We start from the raw sequence: 25109 nt of genomic DNA, 5'->3' as shown, positions 1-25109 counted from the left end.
AATGACTGATAAAATTTCTGCACCGCGCTACGCGCTACGTGGCCTGCAGCTTATTGGCTGGCGCGACATGCAGCACGCGCTGGACTTTCTGTTCGCCGACAGCCAGATGAAATCCGGTACGCTGGTGGCCATCAACGCGGAAAAAATGCTGGCGGTTGAGGATAATGCGGAAGTCAAAAGCCTGATTGAAGCGGCTGAATTTAAATACGCGGACGGGATCAGCGTGGTCCGCTCTATCCGTAAAAAGTATCCTGACGCTAATGTATCCCGCGTGGCGGGGGCCGATCTCTGGGAGCAGCTTATGGCCCGGGCAGGTGCGCAGGGTACGCCCGTGTTCCTGATTGGCGGAAAGCCGGAGATACTGGCCCAGACGGAGGAGAAACTGCGTCGTCAATGGAATGTTAATATTGTCGGCAGCCAGGATGGTTACTTCAAACCGGAAGATCGGCAGGCTCTGTTTGAGCGCGTTCGTGACAGCGGTGCGAAAATTGTCACCGTGGCGATGGGCTCCCCGCGCCAGGAGATCCTGATGCGCGACTGCCGTCTGGTCTGTCCTGATGCCCTCTACATGGGCGTCGGCGGCACGTACGACGTCTTTACCGGCCACGTTAAGCGTGCGCCAAAGGTCTGGCAAAATCTGGGGCTGGAGTGGCTGTACCGCCTGCTATCGCAACCGACGCGCATTAAACGACAGATCCGTCTGCTTCGCTACCTCGCCTGGCATTACACCGGGAAAATGTAATCAAAATGTAGCGCGATATGCTATTCGCGCTGCAACTCGCCTGCAAAACTGCTGATAATCTGTGCAATGCATTTATTTTTTTAATGCATCGTTTGCCATTTGGCAGATTTTAGGAAACCATTCGCTCCGTATTTTAGTACCCCTAAAAAACAATACCCGGTATTAAGCCGGGAAACAGCAAACACAATCGAGGATCTATGGCAGAGAAACAACCGGAGCTACAGCGTGGACTGGAAGCTCGTCATATTGAACTGATAGCGCTGGGCGGCACTATCGGCGTGGGCCTGTTTATGGGCTCCGCAAGCACGCTCAAATGGGCAGGCCCTTCCGTATTACTGGCGTATATTATCGCCGGGCTGTTTGTTTTCTTCATTATGCGTTCCATGGGCGAAATGCTCTTCCTGGAGCCGGTAACCGGCTCTTTCGCCGTTTACGCGCATCGCTATATGAGCCCCTTCTTCGGCTACCTGACGGCCTGGTCATACTGGTTTATGTGGATGGCGGTGGGCATCTCCGAGATCACCGCGATAGGGGTCTACGTCCAGTTCTGGTTCCCGGACATGGTCCAGTGGATACCCGCGCTCATTGCCGTGGGGCTGGTGGCGCTGGCAAACCTGGCCGCCGTGCGCCTTTACGGTGAAATTGAGTTCTGGTTCGCAATGATCAAAGTCACCACGATTATCGTGATGATTGTCGTCGGCCTGGGCGTGATTTTCTTCGGCTTTGGCAACGGTGGGCACGCTATCGGCTTTGGCAACCTGACCGAAAACGGCGGCTTCTTCGCCGGCGGCTGGAAGGGCTTCCTGACGGCGCTGTGTATCGTTGTGGCCTCGTATCAGGGCGTGGAGCTGATCGGTATTACCGCCGGTGAAGCGAAAAACCCGCAGGTCACGCTGCGTAGCGCGGTGGGCAAAGTGCTGTGGCGTATCCTGATTTTCTATGTGGGCGCGATCTTCGTCATCGTGACCATCTTCCCGTGGAACGAAATTGGCACGACGGGTAGCCCGTTTGTTTTAACCTTCGCCAAAATTGGTATCACGGCGGCGGCGGGTATCATCAACTTTGTGGTCCTGACGGCAGCGCTGTCAGGCTGTAACAGCGGGATGTACAGCTGCGGGCGTATGCTCTATGCGCTTTCGAAGAATAACCAGCTGCCTGCGGCGATGAGTAAAGTTTCACGTGCCGGCGTACCGGTGGCGGGTGTGGCGGTCTCCATAGTAATCCTGCTGATTGGCTCTTGCCTGAATTACATCATTCCTAACCCGCAGCGCGTGTTCGTTTACGTCTACAGCGCCAGCGTACTGCCGGGCATGGTGCCGTGGTTTGTTATCCTCATCAGCCAGCTGCGTTTCCGTCATGCGCATAAAAAAGCGATTGAAAGCCATCCGTTCCGCTCAATTCTGTTCCCCTATGCGAACTATTTGACGATGGCGTTCCTGATTTGCGTATTAATCGGCATGTACTTTAATGAAGATACCCGCATGTCGCTGTTTGTCGGGATGATCTTCCTGGCGGCTGTAACGGCTGCATATAAGCTTTTTGGCCTGGGTCGCCGCGGCACCACGCAGAAAGTGGAGGAATAAGCGGCAAAATGTGCAAACCATAACCAAACGCGCATTTTTTTCAAAAAAGCACTAGACAGCGGGGACGGAGGTACGTAATATCCAGCCCCGCAACGGCGCTAAGCGCCCGTAGCTCAGCTGGATAGAGCGCTGCCCTCCGGAGGCAGAGGTCTCAGGTTCGAATCCTGTCGGGCGCGCCATTTTAGTCCCGGCGCTAGAGCTGCGGTGGTCTGAGAAGTAGTCAGTACCGCGTGAAAGAATACAGTGGTGGCTATAGCTCAGTTGGTAGAGCCCTGGATTGTGATTCCAGTTGTCGTGGGTTCGAATCCCATTAGCCACCCCATTATTTGAAAGAGTTGTGAATTGCGAAGGTGGCGGAATTGGTAGACGCGCTAGCTTCAGGTGTTAGTGTCCTTTGGATGTGGGGGTTCGAGTCCCCCCCCTCGCACCACGACTTTTTAAATGAATTGAACTAAAAATTCAAAAAGCAGTACATCGGCGAGTAGCGCAGCTTGGTAGCGCAACTGGTTTGGGACCAGTGGGTCGGAGGTTCGAATCCTCTCTCGCCGACCAATTTTGAACCCCGCTTCGGCGGGGTTTTTTGTTTTCTGCGAGTTCTCATCCCTGTAGTCATGCCCCGACAGCACCCTTTTTCTTTGTCGCAATCCAGCGACATGCAACTCATTGAAAATTAAAAAAATAACCATTTATGGGTTTTGCTGTCTCCTCCTGGAGACATATTCCCGTCTTTTCCCGATACGTTGTAGAGCCTAAGACGGCGCCAGGCAGCATAATTTCCTTTTATCTTAAAATGTTGCGTCATTTAAAAGTTCTGGGTGTCATGTTGGCACGTTACGTGCAATAATATGCGTGTAGATGCTCATTCCATCTCTTATGTTCGCCTTAGTGCCTCATAAACTCAGGAATGACGCAGAGCCATTTACGGTGCTTATCGTCCACTGACAGATGTCGCTTCGGCCTCATCAGACACCATGGACACAACGTTGAGTGAAGCACCAAATATGTTGTCTTACAGACCTGTTTTAACGCCTGCTTTTATAGCAGGCGTTTTTTTATGCCTTAATCCCGATACAGGCGCATGATCAGGGCAACCATCAGCAGGGCCGATACAGAGACAGCATAGAGCGCCTGTACGGAGCCAAACCCTGAAGCTACCGCCGCTGCAATGCCGGTGAAAAGAGAGGCGCTGAGCGTTTGCCAGCGCCAGGCTTTACCGCTGGCCGAAGCGGTTTGCGTGAGAGGAAAACTACTGAGTACCCCAAACGTGCCCGCTGCGAAGAGAACATTCGAGGCCAGATGTGCGATAAAGATCATCCCCAGCGCGCATACCGTCCACCCGGACAAAAAAGGCAGCATGCCATAAGCGGCCAGAAAGATGCTCAGGCAAACGATTATTCGCGGCGTGTGGGCCGCAATGCGCGTCAGGCTCTCTTTTTTTAGCAGCAGGGGGCCACAAAGCTGCCCCAGACTCCTCGCGAAAAGCAGAGGCAAAGCAAGGCCCGCCGCATCCTGAGGACTAAGCTGCTGGGCCAGTGCCGGAAGAAGCGCCATCGCCGGTGAGCCGACGGCAGCCAGCGCCGGCAGGATGAGCAGGCTGCGTTTTTGCCGAACGGTCAACGCCTGCCAGCGTAATGTTGCAGAAACTCCCCTTTCCACAGCGGTGGGATGTGGTGCCGGAGAAAACCGGCGCCCAGCCAGCCATAGCAGTACCACTGACCCGAGAAAGCTGGCGGCATCAATAGCCAGCAGGGTAAACACGGACGTCTTCTGAAACAGCACCACGCCCAGGCCGGTCCCTAACAACACCTGAGAAGCAAAAATCACATTTTCCAGACAGGTTGCAGCGGGCAGCTCCGCTTCGCTGAGACCGCGCTTAAAGAGCAATGTCAGCGCGGGCCAGCTCATCCCGCTGAGCAGGGCTTCGGTGGATTGCACGGCGAGCAATGCGGCAATACTGTGGTAACCCACACCAAGCAGGGGAAAGAGCAGGGCGAGCAGGCCCAGCCCCTCGGTCAGTATCAGCAGGGATATCGGCGAAAAGCGTGAGCATAGCTTTTCGCCGAAGATACTGCCGATGAACCCTGGTACCGTAGCGAAAAGAAAAGCGAGTGTGAGCAGAGCGGGCGGGGCTGACCACGCCAGCAGCAAACCGAAGACCACAACCTGGGTTAGACCATTCCCCAGCGAAGAAAAGATAAAAGCACAGGCAAGCAGGCGCAGCCAGCGGTGGCAGCGCAGCGCCTGGATAAGCGCATACAAAAGCGAGTTCATGGAGATTTCCTTTCAAAAACGATTTAGTCCACGCTGCAAAATGTGCGCGTGTGTGAAAAAAGGTTAATGAAAAGACATCGTTACATTGGCGGATTCGTTTGCGGATGTGGGTGCAAAGAATGTAGCAGGAGAAAGGCGATAAAAAAAGGAGACCCTCTGGCCTCCTTTTTATTTACTGCTGCGTACTGTTATTTTGCAGCGTTAGCAGCAATCCGTCACGCCGCATGGCGGCTGCCTCTTCCGGCTTGTGCTGCTTGTCCAGCGTATCGGCAAGCCACGCGTAGTCAAACGCGTCCGGACGCTGCTTCAGCGCCGCGCGGAAGGCGAGGCTCGCCTCCTGCCATTCTCCGTGCTTCATCAGCGACTGACCGAGCGTGCTCCACAGCAGCGGTCGGTCACCGACGGTTTTAATCTGCTGACGCAGCACTTTTTCGATTTGCTCAGGATTATTGGTTTTCAGACGCGGGATCACCATCACCAGACGATCGTCATACTGGCGCTTCAGGCCATCGAGGAGGATCTCCTGAGCCGTGTCATGATCGTCACATTCAATAAGATGTTCCGCCATGGCGACCTGCAGAGGAACCTGCTGGCGCGTCTTACGGCTCTGATTCTTCCACCACGTTTTCAGACCGTCGCTGCCCAGGTCGGCGCGCGCCTGATCCATCAGGCCAATCCATGCCAGACGCTGAAGCTCATCACGATGTTCATCGTCGCCCACCTCGGCCTTCGCCATCGACGGAATGATGTCCAGCAGCGAGCCCCAGGCGCCGGTACGAATATACGCCTGCTCGGCAAGACGCAGCACTTCCGGATGACGTGGCGCAACTTCCAGCAGGCGATCGATACCGTGACGCGCCGCGTGATTTTCATTGCGCGCCAGCTGCAGGCGAACGCGCGTGATTTCTACAGGAATCGGGTCGCCGTGAGCCAGCTCTGCCGCCCGCTCCAGATGCTGATTGGCGCGGGCTTCGTCACCGCGCTGCTGCGCCGCTTCGGCAGCGAGCAGATAATTCACTACCGGCTGTTCGGCATGGTCGGCGTTTTTCGACATCAGCTTTTCAACCTGCTGATAGTCACCCTCTGCAAGCTTAAGCAGCGCCTGTTCGGTCTGCTTGCGGGCGCGGCGGCGTTTACGACCAACGAACCAGCCGCGCGTGTGGGCACCGGTGCGGAAAATACGGCGCAGGATCCACTCGATCGCAAACAGCACCACCACGCCGAGGATCAGAATGATCGTCAGGCCGGTTACGCTGGTTTCAATGTTGTAGTTATCCGTCTGGATCAGGACGTAACCCTGATGACCCGCAAGCATAGGTCCCAGCACGATCCCGGCGATCAGCAGGATGAAGAGTAAGAGAACTTTTAGCATCATTACTCTCCTTGTGGTGCGCTTTCAGGCGCCGGAGCCGGAGCCGGAGCAGGTGCCGCTCCGTCCGTCGGCTCTGCCGGTACGCCCGGCTGCGCCAGCAGGTTACGTACGCGCGTCTGCATCAGTTTCTCCAGAATCGGCTGGCTGGCCAGCTTATCCGGCACGTTCATGGTGATGTTCTGCTGGCTCAGCTTATCAATGTCTTCGAGGAAGGCGGTGGTCGTCGCATCATCGGTGTTGTAGTAGGCGCGTACCCACGTCGAGACGTTATCCAGCGCCTGTTTGTATGTCTCTTCCTGATGACGCGGCACGGCCTGAGCCGCCACCAGCAGGCGGGAACGAATGTTCTCGCGCAGATAGATATCCTGGTTCGGCGCCAGCAGCGGCACGGCGGTTTCGTCGCGACGGCGGATAGTGATGAAGCTGTCCATAAAGTTCTGCCAGCTTTTCTGCAGGTTTATGCGCCATTCGCTCAGGGAGCTGGAAAGCTCGGTACCGTCGGAATCCATCGGGGAATCGTCGTCGTTGTTATCCGCCAGCTGCAGGTTATCAATCTGATTCGACAGCTGGTTCACCTTGAGGATAATGCCGTCGTAATCCACCTGCGAGACGGCGGAGAGGCTGGCGATGTCCTCGGTGATCGCGCGTCGCGCGGTGATAAGGCTCGGGTCGTTCATGTCTGCCAGGCTCGCATCGGCGCTTTTCAGCAGCGCGGCGGCAGTGGTGACGTCCTGATCGCTCCAGAGCTTACGTCCGGCGAGCTTCACCAGGAAGTCAGCCTGCGAGAGCAGCCAGGTTTTGGCATCGGTACCGGAAATCGTGGCGACTTTCTGCTGCACGTCGCCCAGCTGTTTAGCCAGCTCTTCCTGTTTGCTGTTCGCCTCGGCAAGCGCGGCGGCCTGCTGCTTAATCACCGTTTCCAGCTCGGTTTTCTGCGTCTCCTGCGCTTTTTGCAGGGCAGTGAGCTGATTCACCAGCGCATCGCTGGTGGACGTCTGGTTAGCACCCTGTTGCTTCACCAGGCCGTACAGGCCAACCCCTGCTGCCAGCGCAATGGCAATGGCAATCGCGCTCAGCGCGAGGCTCGTTTTGTTGCTGCCGTTTTTCTTCTCAGCGGTTTTCTCAGTCGTCTCTGGCTGTGGCGTCGTCTCCACAGTCTCCCTGGTCTCTTCAACCACGGCGGAGGATTTGTCGTGTTCCGTCATTATGGCTTCCCATTTGAGAGTTATTGTAATGCGCGCAGCAGCGCATCGTTGTCGGCGTTATCAGCGATCCGAATATCCTGCCAGCCCAGTTCCCGGGCCTGGTTCGCCAGACGCTCACTGACGACCAGAAGCCGACAGCGGAGTAACCAGTTTTCGCGATACCAAAGCGGTATCAGCGACCAAAGCTGTTGTAACATTTCACCGCTGGTGACCACCAGCGTATTAATGCCGCGCGCGTGCCAGCGCATCGCCTCTTCCGCGCCATCGTAGTGTTTTGCACAGCGCTGATAGCACTCAATGAACGTCACGTCTGCACCACGTTCACGCAGCGTTTCGCCCAGCAGTTCGCGGCCACCGTTGCCGCGCAAAATGAGCGCACGCTTTCCGGCAATAGTTTGTAATTCAGGTAATTGTAGCAAGACTTCGCTGATTTCCCGATCTAACGGGTAACGAACGTCCGCGCTGCTTACGGTATGCAGCGCCAGTGCCGTTGTGCGGCCAATCGCGAAATAGCGGGGGGCAAGTGGCCAGGCCAACCCCTGCTGTTGCAGCTGCGCGTGGGCAAATTCCACGGCATGTTGCGACAGCGCAAACAGCAGGTCGCCTTCCTGAAGGGTATTCATCTGGTCGGCGAGCGCGGAGAGCTCCCGACCGGGGGAGAATTCAATGAGCGGAAAACTCCAGGCCACCTGCCCCAGTGTGCGCAGACGGCTCACTAACTGCTCTCCTGCGGGAGAAGGGCGGGTGACAAGAATACTCATGCAGGGGGCTCTCCATTATAAACGTCAGCCAGAATCTCGCGGGCGCCGTTATCCAGCAGCTCTTCCGCCAGCGACACGCCAAGCTGCTCGGCATCTTGCGCTTTACCGCGACGTTCGCCGCGTACCATCTGGGAACCGTCCGGAGCGCCCACCAGCGCGCGCAGCCACAGCTCACCTTCTGTTAATTCAGCATAGCTGCCAATCGGTACCTGACATCCTCCTTCGAGGCGGGTATTCATCGCACGCTCGGCTTTTACGCGGATAGCGGTCTCGTCATGGTTCAGCGGTGCGAGCAGTTCGCGGGTACGCGCATCGTCCAGACGGCACTCGATGCCGACGGCACCCTGGCCCACGGCCGGAAGCGACAGCTCTGGCGGCAAGGCCACGCGAATGCGCGACTCCAGCCCCAGACGCTTGAGGCCGGCAACGGCGAGGATAATGGCATCGTAATCGCCGTTATCCAGCTTGCCCAGACGCGTGCCGACGTTACCGCGCAGCGAGCGAATGATCAGGTCAGGACGGCGCTCTGCCAGCTGACACTGACGGCGTAAACTGGACGTGCCAACCACGCTACCCTCCGGCAGCGCGTCGAGCGAGTCATAGTGGTTAGAGACAAACGCATCGCGCGGATCTTCGCGCTCGCAGATGGTCACCAGCCCCAGCCCTTCCGGGAACTCGACAGGCACGTCTTTCATTGAATGTACGGCGATATCGGCGCGGTTCTCAAGCAATGCCAGTTCCAGTTCTTTGACAAACAGGCCTTTGCCGCCCACTTTCGCCAGGGGCGTATCGAGGATCACGTCACCGCGCGTGACCATCGGCACCAGCTCGACGCGCAATCCACTGTGGCAGGCTTCAAGGCGCTGCTTCACATAATGTGCCTGCCAGAGCGCGAGGGGGCTTTGGCGTGTGGCAATTCTCAAAACATTGTCTAACATGCTTGTTACCGTCATTATCAATCGCTAACCATCCTAACATTGTTGACTCTGGGATGGCAGTTTTACGGTTGATGAAGCGTGAGAGGGACAAGGCGGCGTATTCGTCAGCCATAGCCGTATTCAGGAATTTACACGTACAGAACGGTGCTACACTTGTATGTAGCGCATCTTTCTTTACGGTCAACCGGCAAGGTGTTAAATTGATCACGTTTTAGACCATTTTTTCGTCGCTACCACCAAAAATGATAAGGGCGAAAAAGGGTAACGGTTATCTTTTTGAAATACTGCGGGTCCGCTGTTATTCGTGTTTTGAATAGCTTGCGACACCCGGAAACATCAGGCGATACGTCTTGTACCTCTATATTGAGACTCTGAAACAGAGACTGGATGCCATTAATCAACTGCGTGTGGATCGCGCGCTTGCTGCCATGGGCCCTGCTTTCCAGCAGGTATACAGTCTGCTGCCGACATTATTGCACTATCACCATCCGCTGATGCCTGGCTACCTTGACGGTAACGTTCCCCAGGGCATTTGCCTTTTCACGCCTGATGAAACCCAACAGCATTACCTGAACGAGCTGGAACTCTACCGCGGCATGCCGCCACAGGAGTCTCCGAAAGGTGAACTGCCGATTACCGGCGTTTACTCTATGGGGAGCACTTCATCGGTAGGGCAAAGCTGTTCTTCGGACCTGGACATCTGGGTCTGCCATCAGTCCTGGCTCGATAACGACGAGCGTCAGCTGCTGCAACGCAAGTGCAGCCTGCTGGAGAGCTGGGCGGCCTCGCTCGGCGTGGAAGTAAGCTTCTTCCTGATTGATGAAAACCGTTTCCGCCATAACGAAAGCGGCAGTCTGGGTGGTGAGGACTGCGGCTCGACCCAGCACATCTTACTGCTGGATGAATTTTACCGTACTGCTGTGCGTCTGGCCGGAAAGCGTATTCTGTGGAATATGGTCCCTTGCGAAGAAGAAGAGCATTACGATGACTACGTCATGTCGCTTTACGCGCAGGGCGTACTGACGCCAAACGAATGGCTGGATCTTGGCGGCCTCAGCTCTCTGTCAGCCGAAGAGTACTTTGGCGCAAGCCTCTGGCAGCTCTATAAAAGTATCGACTCACCGTACAAAGCGGTGCTGAAAACGCTGCTGCTGGAAGCCTATTCCTGGGAATACCCTACGCCGCGCCTGCTGGCGAAAGATATCAAGCAGCGTCTGCACGACGGGGAGATCGTCTCCTTCGGGCTGGACGCTTACTGCATGATGCTGGAGCGCGTGACCGAATACCTGAAAGCCATTGATGACACCACGCGTCTTGACCTGGTGCGTCGATGTTTCTATCTCAAAGTCTGTGAGAAATTGAGCCGCGAGCGCGCCTGCGTGGGCTGGCGTCGTGAAGTGGTCAGTCAGTTAGTGAAAGAGTGGGGATGGGACGAAGCACGTCTGTCCATGCTCGACAACCGGGCCAACTGGAAAATCGATCAGGTGCGTGAAGCGCACAACGAACTGCTCGATGCGATGATGCAAAGCTACCGTAACCTGATCCGCTTTGCGCGCCGTAACAACCTCAGCGTTTCCGCCAGCCCGCAGGACATCGGGGTATTGACCCGTAAGCTGTACGCCGCGTTTGAAGCGCTGCCGGGCAAAGTCACCCTGGTTAACCCGCAGATTTCGCCAGACCTGTCAGAACCGAATCTGACCTTTATCTACGTGCCGCCGGGCCGCGCAAACCGCACCGGGTGGTATCTGTATAACCGTGCGCCAAGCATGGACTCAATCATCAGCCATCAGCCGCTGGAGTATAACCGCTACCTGAACAAGCTGGTGGCCTGGGCCTGGTTTAACGGCCTGCTGACCTCGCGCACGCGCCTGTTTATCAAAGGTAACGAGGTGGTAGATCTCGCTAAGCTGCAGGAGATGGTCGCGGATGTGTCGCACCACTTCCCGCTGCGTCTGCCTGCCCCAACGCCGAAAGCGCTCTACAGCCCGTGCGAAATTCGCCATCTGGCGATTATCGTCAACCTGGAATACGACCCGACGGCGGCCTTCCGCAATCAGGTGGTTCACTTTGACTTCCGCAAGCTGGACGTTTTCAGCTTTGGCGAGCAGCAAAACTGCCTGGTGGGCAGCGTGGATCTGCTGTACCGCAACTCGTGGAACGAAGTGCGTACCCTGCATTTCAACGGCGAGCAGGCGATGATCGAAGCGCTGAAAACGATTCTCGGCAAGATGCACCAGGATGCCGCACCGCCGGACAGCGTTGAGGTGTTCTGCTACAGCCAGCACCTGCGCGGTTTAATTCGTACCCGCGTGCAGCAGCTGGTTTCTGAGTGTATCGAACTGCGTCTGTCCAGTACCCGCCAGGAAACCGGGCGCTTTAAAGCGCTGCGCGTCTCCGGTCAGACCTGGGGCCTGTTCTTCGAACGCCTGAACGTGTCGGTACAGAAGCTGGAAAACGCCATCGAGTTCTACGGCGCGATTTCACACAACAAGCTGCATGGCCTGTCGGTGCAGGTGGAAACCAACCACGTTAAGCTCCCGCAGGTGGTGGACGGATTCGCCAGCGAAGGGATTATTCAGTTCTTCTTTGAAGAGTCGGGCGACGATGCCGGGTTCAACATCTACATTCTGGATGAAACCAACCGCGCCGAGGTGTATCACCACTGTGAAGGCAGTAAAGAGGAGCTGGTGCGCGACGTCAGCCGCTTCTACTCCTCTTCGCATGACCGTTTCACCTACGGCTCAAGCTTTATCAACTTTAACCTGCCGCAGTTCTACCAGATTGTGAACGTCGACGGACGTACGCAGGTGATCCCGTTCCGTACACAGGCCGTAACGCCAGCCGCGCCTGCCAATCAGGACACCGCGCCGCTGTTGCAGCAGTATTTCTCCTGAGCCTTTTCGCTCGCCCGGTGGCGGCTACGCCTTACCGGGCCTACAACAGCTCGAACCCGTAGGCCGGGTAAGCGCAGCGCCACCCGGCAACAAAACTACCTGAAACTCACAGCCTCACCCGCCTGCGCGGTCGCCGCCTGTTCCAGCAGATCCCAGAACGGTACGCCGCTACGGTCGCAAACCCATTCCCCGTCCTTCAGATCGAAATGATAGCCGCCCTGTTTCGCGGCCAGCCACACCTGGTGAAGCGGCTCCTGGCGGTTAATAATAATTTTGCTGCCATTTTCGAAGCTCAGGGTCAGAATGCCGCCGTTGATTTCACAATCGATATCGCTGTCGCCGTCCCAGTCGTCAAGACGCTCTTCGATGGTCATCCACAGGTTGTCGGCAAGGCGATGGAATTCACTGTCGTTCATGGTTTTGTTCCTGTTTTTCGTGATGCCGGCAGTATAACCCTAAATAATTCCCGTTGCAGGAAAGCGGCAAACTCTTGCTTTTGTGTCTTCTCCTGCGATGATAGAAACAGATTTGAACTTACGGGCAACTTTATAATGAAAAACGCTTTCCGAACGCTTGCCGTTCTCATCACGCTGTTTAGCCTGACTGGCTGCGGACTGAAGGGACCACTGTACTTCCCACCTGCGGATAAAACCGCGCCGCCGCCGACGAAACCCGTGCAAAGCGGCATTGAGTCTACCACGCCAAATACTAACGATCGTGGCGACAACGGTGGCCCGACTCAGGTTAATCTCTGACGACAACGTTCTGTACCCGCGCAATGGAGCAAATGATGCAGTTCTCTAAAATGCATGGCCTTGGCAACGATTTTATGGTCGTCGACGCGGTAACGCAGAATGTGTTTTTCTCCCCGGAACTGATCCGTCGCCTGGCGGATCGGCATCTGGGCGTGGGGTTCGATCAGCTGCTGGTGGTCGAGCCACCGTACGATCCCGACCTCGATTTCCACTACCGTATTTTTAACGCGGACGGCAGCGAAGTTAATCAATGCGGCAACGGCGCGCGCTGTTTTGCCCGCTTTGTCCGCCTGAAAGGGCTGACCAACAAGCGTGATATTCGCGTCAGCACGGCCAATGGCCGCATGGTGCTCAGCGTCACCGATGATGAGCTGGTGCGCGTGAACATGGGCGAGCCTAACTTCGAGCCCTCCGTCGTGCCGTTTCGCGCAAACAAAGCGGAAAAGACCTATATTATGCGTGCGGCCGAGCAGACAGTATTGTGCGGCGTCGTCTCAATGGGTAACCCACACTGCGTGATTCAGGTTGATGATGTGGAAACCGCCGCGGTCGAAACGCTCGGCCCGGTGCTTGAAAGCCACGAACGTTTCCCGGAGCGCGCGAACATCGGATTTATGCAGGTGGTGAAGCGCGAGCACATTCGCCTGCGGGTTTACGAGCGCGGCGCGGGCGAGACTCAGGCCTGCGGAAGCGGTGCCTGTGCAGCGGTGGCCGTGGGCATCTCCCAGGGGTTACTGGCTGAAGAGGTTCGCGTGGAGTTACCAGGCGGTCGGCTTGATATCGCCTGGAAAGGACCGGGTCATCCACTGTATATGACTGGCCCGGCGGCACATGTCTATGACGGGTTTATCCATCTATGAAACAACCAGGGGAAGAACTGCAGGAAACAGTGACGGAACTGGACGACAGAGCTGTTGTTGATTATCTGCTGCGCAATCCTGAGTTTTTTATTCGTAATGCACGCGTCGTCGAAGAGATGCGCGTGCCGCATCCGGTTCGCGGGACCGTGTCGCTGGTCGAATGGCACATGGCGCGCTCGCGCAACCACATCAATCAGCTAGAAGAGAACATGACGCTGCTGATGGAGCAGGCCAGCACCAACGAAAGCCTGTTCTATCGTCTGCTGCATCTGCAGGCGCGTCTGGCGTCGGCGCACAGTCTTGACGAGTTCCTCAGCCGCTTCCACCGCTGGGCTCGCGAGCTGGGGCTGGCGGGCGCAACGATTCGCCTTTTCCCTGACCGCTGGCGCATTGGCGCACCGTCGGGGTTCACCCATCTGGCGCTCAGCCGTCAGGCGTTTGAACCGCTGCGCATTCAGCGTCTGGGCCATGAGCACCACTATCTGGGGCCGCTGAACGGGCCTGAGCTACTGGTGGTGTTACCGGAAGCCAAAGCGATTGGCTCGGTGGCGATGTCGCTGATGGGGCGCGATGGCGATCTGGGAGTCATGTTATTTACCAGCCGCGATGCGCATCACTATGAGCAGGGGCAAGCCACGCACCTGCTGCAGGAGATCGCCCTGATGCTGCCCGAGCTGCTGGAGCGCTGGATTGAGCGCGTATGATGGACGGACTGCTCGCCACTGACGTCTCGCGCTTTCTGCGCTATCTGGGCGTGGAGCGTCAGCTTAGCCCCATTACCCTGCTCAACTACCAGCGTCAGCTTGATGCCATCATGCAGATCGCCGACGACATCGGCCTGAAAAGCTGGCAACAATGTGACGCTGCGACGGTACGCGGGTTCGTCGTGCGTAGCCGTAAAAAAAATCTCAGCCCGGCGAGCCTGGCGCTCAGGCTCTCAGCGCTGCGCAGTTTCTTCGACTGGCTGGTCAGCCAGGGGGGCTTAAAAGCCAACCCGGCAAAGGGGATCGCCACGCCGAAAGCGCCGCGCCATCTGCCTAAAAATATCGACGTCGACGACGTAAACCGCCTGCTGGATATCGACCTTAACGATCCGCTCGCCGTGCGCGACCGCGCGATGCTGGAGGTGATGTACGGTGCCGGGCTGCGTCTGTCCGAGCTGGTTAATCTTGATATCAAACACCTCGATCTGGAATCCGGTGAAGTGTGGGTGATGGGCAAGGGCAGCAAAGAGCGCCGCCTGCCGATTGGCCGCAATGCGGTTTCCTGGATTGAGCACTGGCTTGACCTGCGCGGGCTGTTTGGCAGCGAAGAGGATGCGCTGTTCCTGTCGAAGCTCGGCAAACGGATCTCGGCGCGTAACGTCCAGAAGCGCTTTGCGGAGTGGGGCATTAAGCAGGGGCTGAACAGCCACGTTCACCCGCACAAGCTGCGCCACTCCTTTGCGACACACATGCTTGAGTCGAGCGGCGATCTGCGCGGCGTGCAGGAACTGCTTGGCCACGCGAACCTGTCGACCACACAAATTTATACCCACTTAGACTTCCAACACCTTGCCTCGGTGTATGACGCGGCGCATCCACGCGCCAAACGGGGGAAATAATGCGTTTTTACCGCCCACTCGGTCAGATCTCAGCTCTGACGTTTGACCTTGATGACACCCTTTATGACAACCGCGAGGTGATCCTGCGTACCGAGCAGGAGTCGCTGGCGTTTGTGCAGAACTACCACCCCGCGCTGAAAGCGATACAGAACAAGGACTTTCAGAAGCTCCGTCAGTCCCTGCGGGAAACCGAGCCGGACATTTACCACGACGTGACCGAATGGCGTCGTCGTGCGGTCGAGCAGGCGATGCTCAATGCTGGCCTGAGCGCGCAGGACGCGGCCATCGGTGCCGAAGCGGCCATGGAAAACTTTGCCAAATGGCGCAGCCGTATCGACGTGCCGCAGGAGACCCACGACACGCTGGCGAAGCTTGCCGAAAAGTGGCCGCTGGTGGCCATCACCAACGGCAATGCCCAGCCCGAGCTGTTTGGCCTCAGCGATTACTTTGAATTTGTGCTGCGCGCGGGCCCGCACGGGCGCGCGAAGCCGTTTAATGATATGTACCATCTGGCGGCGGATAAGCTTAACCTGCCGCTGGGTAACATTCTGCACGTGGGGGATGACCTGACCACAGACGTGGCCGGTGCTATTCGCTGCGGGATGCAGGCCTGCTGGATCAAGCCGGAAAATGCGGAGCTGATGACCGCAACCGACAGCCGTCTTCTGCCGCACGTGGAAATTTCACGGTTGGCATCCCTCACGACGCTGATATAATCACCAGTAATATTGTATAAATTACCAGGGGTTTGCAGTTGTAGGCCCGGTAAGCGAAGCGCCACCGGGCGCTTTGCTGTGTTCCTGAATACTATGTGACGGTGCCAATGGACGTTTCTTACCTGCTCGACAGCCTTAATGACAAACAGCGTGATGCGGTTGCCGCCTCGCGCACCAACATGCTGGTGCTGGCTGGGGCGGGCAGTGGTAAGACGCGCGTGCTGGTTCACCGTATCGCCTGGCTGCAGAGCGTGGAGAACTGCTCCCCGTACTCCATCATGGCGGTGACGTTTACCAACAAGGCGGCGGCAGAGATGCGCCACCGTATCGCTCAGCTGATGGGCACCAGCCAGGGCGGCATGTGGGTTGGCACCTTCCACGGCCTGGCGCACCGCCTGCTGCGCGCGCACCATATGGACGCCAACCTGCCGCAGGATTTCCAGATCCTCGACAGCGAAGACCAGCTCCGCTTGCTGAAGCGCCTGATCAAGGCGATGAACCTCGACGAGAAGCAGTGGCCGCCGCGTCAGGCAATGTGGTACATCAACGGCCAGAAGGACGAAGGGCTGCGCCCGCACCACATTCAGAGCTTCGGCAACCCGGTCGAGCAGACCTGGCAGAACGTCTACAAGGCCTATCAGGAAGCGTGCGATCGCGCCGGCCTGGTGGATTTCGCCGAGCTGCTGCTGCGCGCCCACGAGCTGTGGCTCAACAAGCCGCACATCCTGCAGCACTACCGCGAACGCTTCACCAATATCCTGGTGGACGAATTCCAGGATACCAACAACATCCAGTACGCGTGGATCCGCCTGCTGGCCGGTGATACCGGCAAGGTGATGATCGTGGGCGACGATGACCAGTCGATCTACGGCTGGCGCGGGGCGCAGGTGGAGAATATCCAGCGCTTCCTCAACGATTTCCCCGGCGCGGAAACCATCCGTCTGGAGCAGAACTACCGTTCAACCAGCAACATCCTGAGCGCGGCCAACGCCCTCATTGAGAACAACAACGGGCGTCTGGGTAAAAAGCTGTGGACCGATGGCGTCGACGGCGAACCGATTTCGATTTACTGCGCCTTCAACGAGCTCGACGAAGCCCGCTTCGTGGTGAACCGCATCAAAACCTGGCAGGACAACGGCGGCGCGCTGGAGCAGTGCGCCATTCTCTACCGCAGCAACGCCCAGTCGCGCGTGCTGGAAGAGGCGCTGCTGCAGGTGAGCATGCCGTACCGCATTTATGGCGGCATGCGCTTCTTCGAGCGCCAGGAAATCAAAGATGCGCTGTCGTATCTGCGCCTCATTGCGAACCGCAACGACGACGCGGCGTTTGAACGCGTGGTCAATACGCCGACCCGCGGGATTGGCGACCGCACGCTGGACGTTGTGCGTCAGGCCTCGCGCGATCGCCAGCTGACGCTGTGGCAGGCGTGCCGCGAGCTGCTGCAGGAAAAAGCGCTCGCCGGACGTGCCGCCAGCGCATTACAGCGCTTCCTTGAGCTGATTGACGCTCTGGCGCAGGAAACCGCCGACATGCCGCTGCACGTGCAGACCGACCGGGTGATTAAAGACTCCGGCCTGCGAACCATGTACGAGCAGGAGAAAGGCGAGAAGGGCCAGACCCGTATTGAGAACTTAGAGGAACTGGTCACGGCAACGCGCCAGTTCAGCTACAACGAAGAAGACGAAGATCTGATGCCGCTGCAGGCGTTCCTCTCCCACGCCGCGCTGGAAGCGGGTGAAGGGCAGGCGGACACCTGGCAGGATGCGGTTCAGCTGATGACCCTGCACTCCGCCAAAGGTCTGGAGTTCCCGCAGGTGTTTATTGTCGGGATGGAAGAGGGGATGTTCCCGAGCCAGATGTCGCTGGATGAAGGCGGACGTCTGGAAGAGGAGCGTCGTCTGGCCTACGTGGGCGTGACGCGCGCGATGCAAAAGCTGACGCTAACCTACGCCGAAACCCGCCGTCTGTACGGCAAAGAGGTTTATCACCGTCCGTCGCGCTTTATCGGCGAACTGCCGGAGGAGTGCGTGGAAGAGGTGCGTCTGCGGGCGAGCATCAGCCGTCCGGTCAGCCATCAGCGCATGGGCTCGCCGATTGCGGAAACCGACACCGGCTACAAGCTGGGCCAGCGCGTGCGCCATTCGAAGTTTGGCGAAGGCACTATTGTGAATCTGGAAGGCAGCGGCGAGCACAGCCGCCTGCAGGTGGCGTTCCAGGGGCAGGGGATCAAATGGCTGGTGGCGGCCTATGCGAAGCTGGAAACAGTCTAACATTCAGAAAAATATCATTATTTTGTAATAATCTGCTAGCCTTATACAGCGAAGGTCAATTAATGCCCTTCAGCGTTCCGTTGCGTGTTGACGCCACAGTTATAGCTGGCGTAACATGCGCGCACGATTACGCTAAGAGGACATTCGCCTTGGACACACCCAGTAGATACTGGCTCAATTCCCTGTCATCCAGGAACAACTCCTAAGGCTATCTCCTCTTGCTGATGGCCTTAGTGGTTGTCAGCGACCTGCATTATTCCCGTCGCGCTGAGTCAGGCTGTTTAATGGTCTGAAACCCAATTTGTTTCTGTGTGCCCACCGAACTGTCCGATATTTTTTGCATTGGGAGTCCCGGTCATGTTGAGCGCATTTCAACTCGAAAATAACCGACTGACTCGGCTTGAAGCCGAAGAGTCACAGCCCCTCATTGATGCCGTATGGGTGGATCTGGTCGAGCCGGACGACGATGAACGCCTTCGCGTACAATCTGAACTGGGGCAAAGCCTGGCAACCCGCCCGGAACTGGAAGACATCGAAGCATCCGCGCGTTTTTTTGAAGACGAAGACGGTCTGCATATTCACTCCTTCTTCTTCTTTGAAGATGCGGAAGACCACGCGGGTAACTCCACCGTGGCGTTTACCATTCGCGACGGCCGTCTGTTTACCCTGCGCGAGCGCGAGCTGCCGGCATTCCGCCTCTACCGCATGCGCGCCCGCAGCCAGGCAATGGTGGACGGTAACGCTTACGAGCTGCTGCTCGATCTGTTCGAGACCAAAATTGAACAGCTGGCGGACGAAATTGAAAACATCTACAGCGATCTGGAAAAGCTGAGCCGCGTGATCATGGAAGGCCATCAGGGCGATGAGTACGACGAAGCGCTCTCCACGCTGGCGGAGCTGGAAGATATCGGCTGGAAGGTGCGCTTGTGTCTGATGGATACCCAGCGCGCGCTGAACTTCCTGGTGCGCAAGGCGCGTCTGCCGGGCGGTCAGCTGGAGCAGGCGCGTGAGATCTTACGCGATATCGAATCCCTGCTGCCGCACAACGAATCCCTGTTTCAGAAGGTGAACTTCCTGATGCAGGCGGCGATGGGCTTTATCAACATCGAGCAGAACCGCATCATCAAGATCTTCTCGGTGGTGTCCGTGGTGTTCCTGCCGCCGACGCTGGTGGCGTCCAGCTACGGGATGAACTTTGAGTTTATGCCGGAGCTGAAGTGGAGCTTTGGCTACCCGGGGGCGATTATCTTCATGATCCTCGCGGGGCTGGCGCCGTATCTGTACTTTAAGCGCCGGAACTGGCTGTAAAAATCTGGCGGGTGGCGCTTCGCTAACCCGCCCTACGATCGAATTCCCTCTCCCTGTGGGAGAGGGTTAGGGTGAGGGCAACATCACAACCCTTTGCGCACCCTGCGCTGGGTATAAATCGCATCCGCAACAAAGATTGCCAGCGCCACCCAGATAAAGGCGAACGTCACCATCTTATCCGCCCCCGGCACCTCACCGTAGAACACCACCGCCAACAGGAACATCAGCGTCGGGCCAATGTACTGGAAGAAGCCCAGCGTGGAGAGACGCAGACGCGTCGCGGCACCGGTGAAGCACAGCAGTGGAATGGTGGTCACCACGCCCGCCGCCATCAGCATCAGGTTCAGCGACCACGGGTTGCTGCCCATATGGCTGGTGGCGCTGTCGGCGATGCCGAAGAGATAAATCGCCGCCACGGGCAGCAGCCACAGGGTTTCAAACAGCATCCCCGTCTGCGCTTCCACCGCAATCTTCTTACGCACCAAGCCGTAGAATGCAAAGCTGAACGCCAGACCGAGGGCAATAATCGGCAGCGAGCCGAAGGTCCAGAGCTGCACCAGTACGCCGCAGAAGGCCAGAATCACCGCCACCCACTGCATCCGGCGGAAGCGCTCACCGAGGAAAATCATCCCCAGCACGATATTCACCAGCGGGTTAATGAAGTACCCCAGGCTCGCTTCTAGCATGTGATGGTTATTCACCGCCCAGATAAACAGCAGCCAGTTGCCGCCAATCAGCACCGCGGAGAGCGCCAGCAGGAAAATCTTTTTCGGGGTTTGCAGCAGCGTTTTGACGCCCGACCACTGACGGCTGAGGCTCATCAGCGCAATCATAAAGAAGAATGACCAGATAACACGGTGAGTCAGGATCTCATCGGCCGGAACGTAGGCGATAAGCTTGAAATACGCCGGGGCGATACCCCAAATAAAATAAGCGGCAAGGGCGAGTAAAACGCCCTGCCGCGTCTGTTTAGCATCCATCGGGAAAATCCGTTACAAAAAAGTGAATTAATTTTACCCGATTTTGCCGCCTCAACCCACCATATAAGTGGCGGTTGCGCTGGCGATATATACCTGCTCTTCGTTGTGTAATTCAACGCGTGCCACGGCAACTTTATTTCCCGCGCGCAGTAGGCTGCTGGTACAGGTAAAGCGATTTCCGCGCCCCGGGCGAAGATAGTCGACGCGCAAATCAATGGTGCCCATGCGCGCCAGACGCTGGCGGAGTTCGTCTTCGTTGATGGTGTCATGGCGGGTCAGCGTGCTGCCCACGCAGACCAGACCTGCCGCCACGTCCAGCGCGGAGGCAATCACGCCGCCGTGCAAAATACTTTGCGCCCAGTTACCCACCATCATCGGCTGGTTGTTAAAGCTCAGCTGGGCAAAATCTTTCTCGTAACGCTCCAGCTCCAGTCCCAGCGCGCGGTTAAACGGCATATGGTAAACAAAAATCTCGCCCACGAGTTTTAACACTTCTTCGGCGGTAAGCATGGCTGACATGAGGCATCACATCCTTATTGTTAACGAAATGTTGATTTTATGCCTCGGCAACAAGGAATTCCACTTTCAGAAACGAGGATGCAGCAGTTGTCGCAGAAGTCTGTAGAATGTTCGCCACATAACTATTCAGCTAATTTTACTCTTTTGCAGGAGAACACCACCGATGCGGACGTATCTGGCCTGGTTACTGGCGGCGGTTGCGCTGCCCCTCACAGCATATGCGCAGGAAGCAACGATCAAAGAGGTGCATGATAAACCTGCCGTTCACGGTAGCATTATCGCGAACCTTCTTCAGGAGCATGACAATCCGTTCACGCTCTATCCGTATGACACCAACTATGTGATTTACACCCAGACCAGCGATCTTAACAAAGAGGCGATAAGCTCCTATAACTGGTCTGATAATGCGCGTAAAGATGAGGTGAAGTTCCAGCTCAGCCTGGCGTTCCCGTTCTGGCGCGGTATTCTGGGGCCGAACTCGGTGCTCGGGGCGTCTTACACCCAGAAATCCTGGTGGCAGCTCTCTAACAGCGGAGAGTCCTCGCCGTTTCGTGAAACCAACTATGAGCCGCAGCTGTTCCTCGGTTTTGCAACGGATTATGAGTTTGCGGGCTGGACGCTGCGTGACGTCGAAGTGGGCTTTAACCACGATTCCAACGGTCGCTCTGATCCTACCTCGCGCAGTTGGAACCGTGCCTATACGCGTCTGATGGCGCAGAACGGTAACTGGATGGTGGAAGTGAAGCCGTGGTATGTGGTGGGCGAAACCGATGACAACCCGGATATCACCAAATATATGGGCTACTACCAGCTCAAAGTCGGCTATCAGTTGGGTGATGCCGTGCTCAGCGCCAAAGGCCAGTACAACTGGAACACCGGCTACGGCGGTGCGGAAGTGGGCTTAAGCTATCCAATGACGAAGCATGTCCGTATCTATACGCAGGTGTACAGCGGTTACGGCGAGTCGCTTATCGATTACAACTTCAACCAGACCCGCGTCGGCGTGGGCGTGATGCTGAACGATATTCTCTAGGCTGTTCGAATGTTTTTGCGTTAAACGTTGAAGTTTCTCTCTCAGGCGCTGAAAATAGCGCCTGTTTCATTTCTGGCATATGGGGTTAACGTGGCGCAGGCGGAAGTATTGAATCAGGAGTCGCTGGCTAAACAGGTTTTGCATGAAACCTTTGGCTACCAGCAGTTCCGCCCCGGCCAGGAAACCATCATTGAAACGGTGCTGGAAGGTCGTGATTGCCTGGTGGTGATGCCGACCGGTGGCGGCAAGTCCCTCTGTTATCAGGTGCCCGCGCTGGTGCTTAACGGCCTGACGGTCGTGGTATCCCCCCTTATTTCTCTGATGAAAGACCAGGTTGACCAGCTGCTCGCCAACGGCGTGGCGGCGGCCTGTCTCAACTCGACCCAAACCCGGGAGCAGCAGCAAGAGGTGATGGCCGGTTGTCGTACCGGGCAGATCCGCCTGCTGTATATCGCGCCGGAACGCCTGATGCTGGATAACTTCCTCGACCACCTGGCGCACTGGAACCCGGTCCTGCTGGCGGTGGACGAAGCGCACTGTATTTCCCAGTGGGGACACGATTTCCGCCCGGAATACGCGGCCCTCGGCCAGCTGCGTCAGCGCTTCCCCGAGCTGCCGTTTATGGCGCTTACCGCCACGGCGGATGACACCACCCGTCTGGACATCGTTCGTCTGCTCGGGCTGAACGACCCCTATATTCAGGTCAGCAGCTTCGACCGCCCTAACATCCGCTATATGCTGATGGAAAAATTCAAGCCGCTGGATCAGCTCCTGCGCTACGTCCAGGAGCAGCGCGGCAAGTCCGGCATCATCTACTGTAACAGCCGTGCGAAGGTGGAAGACACCGCCGCGCGTCTGCAAAACCGCGGCTTTAGCGCCGCCGCCTATCACGCCGGATTAGAGAACCACATCCGCGCCGACGTGCAGGAGAAATTCCAGCGCGATGACCTGCAGATCGTGGTCGCAACGGTGGCGTTTGGGATGGGGATCAACAAGCCCAACGTGCGCTTTGTGGTGCACTTCGACATCCCGCGCAATATCGAATCCTACTATCAGGAAACCGGCCGCGCCGGGCGTGACGGTCTGCCTGCGGAAGCGATGCTGTTTTACGATCCGGCCGATATGGCGTGGCTGCGCCGCTGTCTGGAAGAGAAGCCGCAGGGACAGCTGCAGGATATCGAGCGCCACAAGCTCAACGCGATGGGCGCGTTTGCCGAAGCGCAAACCTGCCGTCGTCTGGTTCTGCTCAACTACTTTGGTGAAGGGCGCCAGGAGCCGTGCGGCAACTGCGATATCTGCCTCGATCCGCCGAAACAGTACGATGGCCTGATGGACGCGCGTAAAGCGCTCTCGACCATTTACCGTGTGAATCAACGCTTCGGGATGGGCTACGTGGTGGAGGTGCTGCGCGGCGCCAATAACCAGCGTATCCGCGATATGGGCCACGACAAGCTGCCCGTCTACGGTATTGGCAAGGAGCAGAGCCACGAACACTGGGTGAGTATCATTCGTCAGCTGATCCACCTCGGCTTCGCCACGCAGAACATTGCCCAGCACTCCGCCCTGCAGCTGACTGAGGCGGCGCGTCCGGTCCTGCGCGGTGACGTTGAACTCAAGCTCGCCGTGCCGCGCGTCATCGCCCTGAAGCCACGCGTGATGCAGAAATCCTACGGCGGCAACTACGACCGCAAGCTGTTTGCCAAACTGCGCAAGCTGCGTAAGGCCATCGCCGACGAAGAAAACATCCCGCCTTACGTGGTGTTCAACGACGCGACGCTGATCGAGATGGCCGAGCAGATGCCGCTCAGCGCCAGCGAGATGCTCAGCGTCAACGGCGTGGGAACGCGCAAGCTGGAGCGCTTCGGTAAAGAGTTTATGGCGCTCATCCGCTCTCACGCCGACGGTGATGATGAGGAGTAGTCAGCCGGGCGAAAAAGTGCCAGGATGATGACTCACTAAATTATTTCCCCGCGAGCTAATTATGTTAATGCTATTTCTCACCGTGGCGTTAGTGCACATCGTTGCGCTGATGAGCCCCGGCCCGGACTTTTTCTTCGTATCACAAACGGCCGTCAGCCGCTCCCGCAAAGAGGCGATGATGGGCGTGCTCGGTATCACCATGGGCGTTATGGTCTGGGCGGCCGTTGCGCTGCTCGGTCTGAACCTTATCCTGGCGAAGATGGCCTGGCTGCATAACATCATTATGGTCGGCGGCGGGCTGTACCTGTGCTGGATGGGCTACCAGATGCTGCGCGGGGCGCTGAAGAAAGAAGAGAAAAAACCGCAAGAGCCGAAGGTCGAGCTGGCTACGGGCGGTCGCAGCTTTGTAAAAGGGCTGCTGACCAATCTGGCGAACCCAAAAGCGATTATCTATTTCGGCTCGGTGTTCTCGCTGTTTGTCGGCGATAGCGTCGGCGCGGGCGCACGCTGGGGCATCTTCCTGCTGATCGTCGTTGAAACCTTTGCCTGGTTTACCATCGTAGCCAGCCTGTTCGCCTTACCGGCAATGCGCCGCGGCTACCAGCGTATCGCGAAGTGGATTGACGGCTTCGCCGGCGCGCTGTTCGCCGGCTTCGGCATTCATCTCATCATTTCTCGCTAAGCATGACGCGCTGACGCAAGCAGCGCGCCAACCAGCATAAACAGCGAACCAAAGACTTTATTCAGGGCCTTCATCTGCTTAGGCCCTTTAATCCATGCCGCAATTCGCTGCGCCAGCGTCGCGTAACCAATCATCACGATGATGTCGACGATAATGGTGGTCGCGCCCAGCACCACGTACTGCATCACCTGCGGCTGATGCGGAACGATAAACTGCGGGAACAGCGCGGCGAGGAAAACGATGCTCTTCGGGTTGGTCAGGTTGACGAACACCGCACGCTTAAACAGATGGCCGCGGTTTTGCGTCTGAGCCAGCGTATTCAGGTTGATGGAGCCTGCCGCGCGCCACTGCTGGATGCCGAGCCAAATCAGATACGCTGCCCCGGCCCATTTCAGCACCTCAAAGGCCAGCACGGAGCGGGAGAACAGGGTCCCCAGACCGATCCCGACCAGCACAATATGAATGCCCAGCCCGGTCTGCAAACCGGCAATCGACGCTGCCGCACCGCGGTAGCCGTGGTTGATGGAGGTGGTCATGGTGTTAATAGCACCCGAACCCGGAGAAAGGCTGAGGATAATGGATGTCAGCAGGTAGGCGAACCACCATTCGAAGGTCATTTGAAACTCCCGAACCGTCTATTTTTATGCCACAATACGCTATTATTGAGTCATTTTGTGACCGGTGACGAAAAAAACGA

Annotated in this window: 23 protein-coding genes and 4 tRNA genes; 18 read left to right on the top strand and 9 right to left on the bottom strand. The window is 57.2% G+C overall.

Features of this window, described 5'->3' with window-relative positions; genetic code table 11:
• Position 1 precedes the first annotated feature (1 nt).
• The 6 genes from wecG to HB664_RS02510 all read left to right on the top strand — a co-directional run bounded on the left by wecG (position 2) and on the right by HB664_RS02510 (position 2877).
• Positions 2 to 742, top strand: coding sequence for a lipopolysaccharide N-acetylmannosaminouronosyltransferase (wecG, locus tag HB664_RS02535; protein ID WP_196355219.1), 741 nt, complete (start codon positions 2 to 4; stop codon positions 740 to 742).
• A 197-nt stretch (positions 743 to 939) separates the two neighbouring features.
• The gene (locus tag HB664_RS02530) at positions 940 to 2325 is read left to right on the top strand and encodes an amino acid permease (protein ID WP_023309635.1); all 1386 of its coding nucleotides are present in this window, start codon (positions 940 to 942) and stop codon (positions 2323 to 2325) included.
• Between the two features lie 102 nt (positions 2326 to 2427).
• Positions 2428 to 2504, top strand: a tRNA-Arg gene (locus HB664_RS02525).
• Between the two features lie 67 nt (positions 2505 to 2571).
• Positions 2572 to 2647: transfer RNA gene (locus HB664_RS02520), tRNA-His, on the top strand.
• A gap of 22 nt (positions 2648 to 2669) precedes the next feature.
• Positions 2670 to 2755, top strand: a tRNA-Leu gene (locus HB664_RS02515).
• Positions 2756 to 2800: 45 nt separating this feature from the next.
• Positions 2801 to 2877, top strand: a tRNA-Pro gene (locus HB664_RS02510).
• A 507-nt stretch (positions 2878 to 3384) separates the two neighbouring features.
• On the opposite strand, the gene HB664_RS02505 is transcribed toward HB664_RS02510, so the two are convergent.
• From HB664_RS02505 to hemC, 5 genes are all read right to left on the bottom strand, one after another.
• On the bottom strand, positions 3385 to 4596 hold the full coding sequence (locus HB664_RS02505; RefSeq protein WP_219940317.1) for an MFS transporter: 1212 nt from the start codon (positions 4594 to 4596) through the stop codon (positions 3385 to 3387).
• Positions 4597 to 4768: 172 nt separating this feature from the next.
• Complete coding sequence (gene hemY / locus HB664_RS02500) at positions 4769 to 5968, bottom strand: protoheme IX biogenesis protein HemY (protein WP_219940807.1); 1200 nt, start codon at positions 5966 to 5968, stop codon at positions 4769 to 4771.
• Between the two features lie 2 nt (positions 5969 to 5970).
• Complete coding sequence (gene hemX / locus HB664_RS02495; protein ID WP_094935544.1) at positions 5971 to 7173, bottom strand: uroporphyrinogen-III C-methyltransferase; 1203 nt, start codon at positions 7171 to 7173, stop codon at positions 5971 to 5973.
• Between the two features lie 20 nt (positions 7174 to 7193).
• Positions 7194 to 7934 (bottom strand): uroporphyrinogen-III synthase, encoded by a 741-nt coding sequence (hemD, locus tag HB664_RS02490; protein ID WP_047059115.1) that lies wholly within the window; start codon positions 7932 to 7934, stop codon positions 7194 to 7196.
• Positions 7931 to 8872, bottom strand: a complete 942-nt coding sequence (gene hemC / locus HB664_RS02485) for a hydroxymethylbilane synthase (protein WP_033146903.1) — start codon at positions 8870 to 8872, stop codon at positions 7931 to 7933. Before hemC ends, hemD begins: the two co-directional genes overlap by 4 nt.
• A gap of 350 nt (positions 8873 to 9222) precedes the next feature.
• On the opposite strand from hemC, the gene cyaA reads away from it, so the two are divergent.
• On the top strand, positions 9223 to 11766 hold the full coding sequence (gene cyaA / locus HB664_RS02480) for a class I adenylate cyclase (protein ID WP_023309629.1): 2544 nt from the start codon (positions 9223 to 9225) through the stop codon (positions 11764 to 11766).
• Positions 11767 to 11861: 95 nt separating this feature from the next.
• On the opposite strand, the gene cyaY is transcribed toward cyaA, so the two are convergent.
• Positions 11862 to 12182 (bottom strand): iron donor protein CyaY, encoded by a 321-nt coding sequence (cyaY, locus tag HB664_RS02475; protein ID WP_023333807.1) that lies wholly within the window; start codon positions 12180 to 12182, stop codon positions 11862 to 11864.
• A gap of 135 nt (positions 12183 to 12317) precedes the next feature.
• Here cyaY and HB664_RS02470 point away from each other — a divergent pair, with 135 nt between their 5' ends.
• The 8 genes from HB664_RS02470 to corA all read left to right on the top strand — a co-directional run bounded on the left by HB664_RS02470 (position 12318) and on the right by corA (position 19278).
• Positions 12318 to 12521, top strand: a complete 204-nt coding sequence (locus HB664_RS02470; RefSeq protein ID WP_014885650.1) for a lipoprotein — start codon at positions 12318 to 12320, stop codon at positions 12519 to 12521.
• A gap of 35 nt (positions 12522 to 12556) precedes the next feature.
• On the top strand, positions 12557 to 13381 hold the full coding sequence (gene dapF / locus HB664_RS02465) for a diaminopimelate epimerase (protein ID WP_008501545.1): 825 nt from the start codon (positions 12557 to 12559) through the stop codon (positions 13379 to 13381).
• Positions 13378 to 14085: a DUF484 domain-containing protein gene (locus tag HB664_RS02460; protein ID WP_023309626.1), complete on the top strand. Its 708-nt coding sequence runs from the start codon at positions 13378 to 13380 to the stop codon at positions 14083 to 14085. Before dapF ends, HB664_RS02460 begins: the two co-directional genes overlap by 4 nt.
• Positions 14082 to 14984: a tyrosine recombinase XerC gene (gene xerC, locus HB664_RS02455; protein WP_064673086.1), complete on the top strand. Its 903-nt coding sequence runs from the start codon at positions 14082 to 14084 to the stop codon at positions 14982 to 14984. Before HB664_RS02460 ends, xerC begins: the two co-directional genes overlap by 4 nt.
• Positions 14984 to 15700: a 5-amino-6-(5-phospho-D-ribitylamino)uracil phosphatase YigB gene (gene yigB, locus HB664_RS02450; protein WP_033146900.1), complete on the top strand. Its 717-nt coding sequence runs from the start codon at positions 14984 to 14986 to the stop codon at positions 15698 to 15700. Before xerC ends, yigB begins: the two co-directional genes overlap by 1 nt.
• Before the next feature lie 107 nt (positions 15701 to 15807).
• Positions 15808 to 17970, top strand: a complete 2163-nt coding sequence (gene uvrD / locus HB664_RS02445; protein WP_033146899.1) for a DNA helicase II — start codon at positions 15808 to 15810, stop codon at positions 17968 to 17970.
• A gap of 149 nt (positions 17971 to 18119) precedes the next feature.
• A complete protein-coding gene (ysgD, locus tag HB664_RS02440; protein WP_212743980.1) occupies positions 18120 to 18176 on the top strand; it encodes a YsgD/CorL family protein in 57 nt (18 codons plus the stop codon).
• A 151-nt stretch (positions 18177 to 18327) separates the two neighbouring features.
• Positions 18328 to 19278 (top strand): magnesium/cobalt transporter CorA, encoded by a 951-nt coding sequence (gene corA, locus HB664_RS02435; RefSeq protein WP_008501540.1) that lies wholly within the window; start codon positions 18328 to 18330, stop codon positions 19276 to 19278.
• 83 nt (positions 19279 to 19361) lie between these two features.
• Here corA and rarD read toward each other — a convergent pair whose 3' ends face one another.
• Both rarD and yigI read right to left on the bottom strand, forming a co-directional pair.
• Positions 19362 to 20258, bottom strand: a complete 897-nt coding sequence (gene rarD, locus HB664_RS02430; protein ID WP_023309622.1) for an EamA family transporter RarD — start codon at positions 20256 to 20258, stop codon at positions 19362 to 19364.
• A 51-nt stretch (positions 20259 to 20309) separates the two neighbouring features.
• Complete coding sequence (yigI, locus tag HB664_RS02425) at positions 20310 to 20777, bottom strand: acyl-CoA thioesterase YigI (RefSeq protein WP_008501538.1); 468 nt, start codon at positions 20775 to 20777, stop codon at positions 20310 to 20312.
• A 163-nt stretch (positions 20778 to 20940) separates the two neighbouring features.
• On the opposite strand from yigI, the gene pldA reads away from it, so the two are divergent.
• The 3 genes from pldA to rhtC all read left to right on the top strand — a co-directional run bounded on the left by pldA (position 20941) and on the right by rhtC (position 24412).
• The gene (gene pldA / locus HB664_RS02420) at positions 20941 to 21810 is read left to right on the top strand and encodes a phospholipase A (protein WP_023333803.1); all 870 of its coding nucleotides are present in this window, start codon (positions 20941 to 20943) and stop codon (positions 21808 to 21810) included.
• A 90-nt stretch (positions 21811 to 21900) separates the two neighbouring features.
• The gene (gene recQ / locus HB664_RS02415) at positions 21901 to 23730 is read left to right on the top strand and encodes an ATP-dependent DNA helicase RecQ (protein ID WP_029741834.1); all 1830 of its coding nucleotides are present in this window, start codon (positions 21901 to 21903) and stop codon (positions 23728 to 23730) included.
• Positions 23731 to 23791: 61 nt separating this feature from the next.
• Complete coding sequence (rhtC, locus tag HB664_RS02410) at positions 23792 to 24412, top strand: threonine export protein RhtC (RefSeq protein ID WP_025757538.1); 621 nt, start codon at positions 23792 to 23794, stop codon at positions 24410 to 24412.
• Here the strand turns inward: rhtC and rhtB are convergent.
• Positions 24409 to 25029 carry a homoserine/homoserine lactone efflux protein gene (rhtB, locus tag HB664_RS02405; RefSeq protein ID WP_008501533.1) on the bottom strand — a complete coding sequence of 207 codons (621 nt, stop codon included), beginning with the start codon at positions 25027 to 25029 and terminating at the stop codon, positions 24409 to 24411. The genes rhtC and rhtB overlap by 4 nt on opposite strands.
• Positions 25030 to 25109: the final 80 nt, after the last annotated feature.

The organism is Enterobacter sp. DNB-S2, assembly GCF_019443845.1.
GTDB lineage: Bacteria > Pseudomonadota > Gammaproteobacteria > Enterobacterales > Enterobacteriaceae > Enterobacter > Enterobacter asburiae_B.
The sequence above is the reverse complement of the archived record's forward strand: the minus strand, read 5'-3'. Positions and strand labels throughout refer to the sequence as shown.